This is a genomic window from Bacillus sp. P4_D3 (assembly GCF_056401855.1).
The window spans coordinates 1-1,741 of record NZ_JBFUIN010000650.1; the positions used below are offsets into that span (position 1 = coordinate 1).

The 1,741-nt window shown below is 33.5% G+C and carries 2 protein-coding genes; both read right to left on the reverse strand.

Going from position 1 to position 1,741, the window contains the following annotated elements:
* Positions 1-47 precede the first annotated feature (47 nt).
* Positions 48-701 carry a TetR/AcrR family transcriptional regulator gene (locus tag AC1DTM_RS25190; protein WP_016104900.1) on the reverse strand — a complete coding sequence of 218 codons (654 nt, stop codon included), beginning with the start codon at positions 699-701 and terminating at the stop codon, positions 48-50.
* A 24-nt stretch (positions 702-725) separates the two neighbouring features.
* Positions 726-1,741: ABC transporter permease (locus AC1DTM_RS25195; protein WP_477001161.1), on the reverse strand; the 1,016-nt coding region annotated here is incomplete at its 5' end.

A 1,741-nucleotide genomic window follows, 5' to 3' on the forward strand; every position in this document is an offset into this window, starting at 1 on the left:
CCTTTATGCAACTTGAACAACCGGCGAATTTCGCATAATTTATTTCATTACCTCCGTGGCGTTAGTCCATACAATATAAATTGAATCGTATTTTCAATTTCCACTTCATCGTCCCATTTCTCTTCAGGCAATAATAAGAACCTCGTTAAGAGTAATCCTAATACAGCTGATAACGTAAGTCGTAATACAGAAGATGGTGGTATTTCAATAATTGTCCCTTCTTCTTGAAACTTTGCAATCAACTTTTTAAAATGTACAAGCAGTTCTGTTTCTATTAATTGTTGTATTTCACTTTTTAGTTCAGGCTGAAATGGTACTTCTTGAATTAATATTTTTATCATTGGAAAGTGCTTTTTAGCAAATTCAAATCTATTTTGAATTATTACTCTTAATAGCCCTTCATACGATTCATAATCTGTTTTAAATATTTCTTTTGCAAAGGCTTGTACGAAAAATGGTGCAGCAAACTTTGTTAAGGTCGGCATCACGACTGCAAACAATAAATCTTTTTTCGTTTTATAGTAGCGGAAGATTGTTCCTTCCGCTACACCAGCTCGCTTTGCAATTTCACTCGTTGAAGTTGAGGCGTACCCTTTTTCTCCAAACATATCAACAGCTGCCTCTAATATACGCATTTGACGTTCATTACGTTTATCAGTATTCGTTGCGGCAACTAATTCTTCCAGCCAATCCTTCTTCATTTATTGTGCTCCTTTTTATCATCATTATATTTTGCGATGTTTCTTTAATGCAAATACATTTCCTACTGCAAATAATAGTGAAAAAAGTAGTAATACAGTAAGATCTAATGCAATCTCTGTAAACCCTTGATTCCGAATCATTACTTGTCTCATAGCGTCAGCACCATATGTGAGTGGAAATAATTTACCTAACATTTGTAACCATGTATTCATGGATTCCATTGGAAACAACCCAGAAAAGAAGACTTGTGGCACGATAACAAGCGGTATAAATTGAATCATTTGAAATTCATTATTTGCGTATGCCGATAAAAATGTGCCTAATGTTAGTGCAGTTAAAGAAAGCATACATGTTATAAGTAGCGTTAGCCATATTGAGCCAGCTACATATAAATCTAAAATATAAACTGAAAAACTTACAATTATAATAGATTGTATAAATGCAAAGATTCCAAAACCAATAATATATCCTAAAACTATTTCCCATCTTCTCACTGGTGTGGACAATAATCTCTCTAATGTACCACTTAAACGTTCTCTTACAAAAGATACTCCGGACAATATAAATACAAAGAAAAATGTAAAGAAACCAATTAATACGGGACCAAGCCCATCGAACATCGTAATGTCTTTAGAGCCATGTAAATAATCCACTTCAGGCTTCATCATTGATACATCATTCTTCTCTGTACTCTTTTGCAATACTTGAAGTACCGCACGGTTTTTTGATGAATCACTGCCTTCTAATAGAAGATTCATTTTTCCATTTTCTAAATGAATTACTGCATCTACCTTTTGCTTTTCTAATTCCGAAATTGCTTTGTCTTTACTATATTCATAAATTGATGCTTCTTGATTTTTCATTACTTTTACTATAGGAGCAGGTACATCGACTACAGCAATATGCGGTATATAGTCTTTTTGTGTAAATACTAGCGACAATAACCAAAGTAATAACATTGGTGCCCCAAACATCATTGCTAAAGAACGCTTATCTCGAAAAAATTGACGAATGATACGGATGACTACACCATTAACTC